Consider the following 2,068-nt stretch of genomic DNA (forward strand, 5'->3'; position numbering starts at 1 on the left):
AGATTATGAAGGTGAAAAAGATAGTTTAGAAATAAAAATATTAGATTTGAAAGAAAAAGGATATATAAACTCTATACCAGAATCTCAAAGTGAGAGAGACGATTTTAATATAAAATTAGTTAAAGTAAATGGTGAGAATGATATATCAAAAGAGGAATTATATGTACTAAGTAAAGATACAGTATTCTATCCTAAAAATGGAGAATTGCCAGAAGGGTTTGAAAAAAATGAAGAACCTAATATATTAGAAGATTAAAATAATTAATATGTTGTGCTAGTTGCTTTACTCAACATATTGAAATCACTAGATATTATTTGAAAAATAGTTAAATATACGTTACTATAACCTAGTATTTGTAATGATTTTATTTAACTAGCACAACGAGTTAATTAATGAAAAATTATAAATTAAAAAGAATAATCTTTAAACACTATTTTGTTAGTTAATAATATATAGCCNNTATGTAAGATATACTTAAAATTAAGGTAATGTAATTAAATATAATACGTAGGAATTTTATATAAAATTTTGGATAACTTAAACTATATAACTAAATATTTGGAGGACATAATATGAAGAAAAAAGGTTTTAAATTACCTACAGCCTATAGTATATTATTACTTATTACTATTTTAATAGCTATAATAACTCAGTTTTTACCTGGTGTAAAACCTGCAAAACTTTCAGATGTTATAATGGCTCCTATAAATGGATTAAAAGATGCAATAGATATATCATTATACGTACTTTTAATAGGTGGTTTTTTAGGTGTTGTAACAAAAACTGGTGCACTCGATGCAGGTATAGGAGCTGTTGTAAGAAAATTAAATGGTAAAGAACTATTACTAATACCCATACTTATGTTTATATTTTCTTTAGGTGGTACTAGTTATGGTATGGCAGAGGAAACATTAGCATTTTATGCACTAATAACAGCTACAATGATAGCAGCAGGATTTGATTCATTAACAGCAGTAGCAACAATAGCCTTAGGTGCAGGTAGTGGAGTTTTAGGTTCTACTGTAAATCCATTTTTAGTATCTACAAGTATAGATTCTTTAAAAGGCGTTAAAATAGTAGCTAATGAAGCTGTAGTTATGGGAATTGGTGTGGCATTATGGCTATCATCATTACTTATATCAATATTTTTTGTAATGCGATATGCAAAACGAGTTAAAAATAATAAAGATGCCTCTCTTTTATCTGAAGTAGAATATAAAAATGCAAGAGAAGCATTTGTTGACAATAATGAAGAAACAATGGAATTTACTACTAAACGAAAAATTATAATATGCCTATTTGCTTTATCTTTTGTAGTTATGATATTAGGTGTAATACCTTGGGATGAGTTTGGAATAACTATATTTAAAAATACAACATTTTTAACTGGACAACCTCTTGGTAATTGGTGGTTCTCACAACTTGCATCTTGGTTTACATTAATGGCAATTATAATAGGTATAGTTTATGGATTAAATGAAAAGGAAATTGTATCAGCTATAATAGAAGGTGCATCTGAAATGGTCGGTGTTGCTCTTATAATAGGTATATCTAGAGGAGTATCATACATTATGTCAGCAACGCATCTAGATATGTATGTGTTAAGTAAAGCATCTACAGCAYTTACAGGAATGTCACCTATATTATTTGTTAATATGGCATTTTTAATATATATAGCTTTAGCATTTTTAATTCCATCAACTTCAGGGCTTGCAAGTTTATCAGTACCAATTTTTGGACCATTAGCTAAAACATTAGGATTTGCACCAGAAATAGTAATATCTACATTAAGCGCAGGTAGTGGTCTTGTAAACNTAATAACACCAACATCTGGAGTTATAATGGGAGGACTTGCTATTGCAAAGGTTGAATATACTACATGGATAAGATTTGTAAGTAAAGTAGTTATATGTATATATATATCTTCAGCTATTATATTATCAATAGGTATGATGTTTATTAAATAAAAAAGTTTATTATATAAGAAAGAGCCTCTTTATAAAAGGCTCTTTTTATATAAATTATATTTATTTTTACTTAGATTAGCATTTTAAAGAATATCCATTT

2 protein-coding genes are annotated in these 2,068 nt (G+C 27.4%); both read left to right on the top strand.

All coding sequences use genetic code 11. The annotated features are described in order from the left end of the window. A partial coding sequence (locus tag G3997_RS04125) for a hypothetical protein (RefSeq protein ID WP_296648556.1) occupies positions 1-256 on the top strand: 256 nt, incomplete at its 5' end. A 440-nt stretch (positions 257-696) separates the two neighbouring features. After that, on the top strand, positions 697-1,968 hold the full coding sequence (locus tag G3997_RS04130) for a YfcC family protein (RefSeq protein WP_442971240.1): 1,272 nt from the start codon (positions 697-699) through the stop codon (positions 1,966-1,968). Positions 1,969-2,068 lie beyond the last annotated feature (100 nt).

Source organism: Romboutsia sp. 13368 (genome assembly GCF_018336475.1).
Classification (GTDB): domain Bacteria; phylum Bacillota; class Clostridia; order Peptostreptococcales; family Peptostreptococcaceae; genus Romboutsia.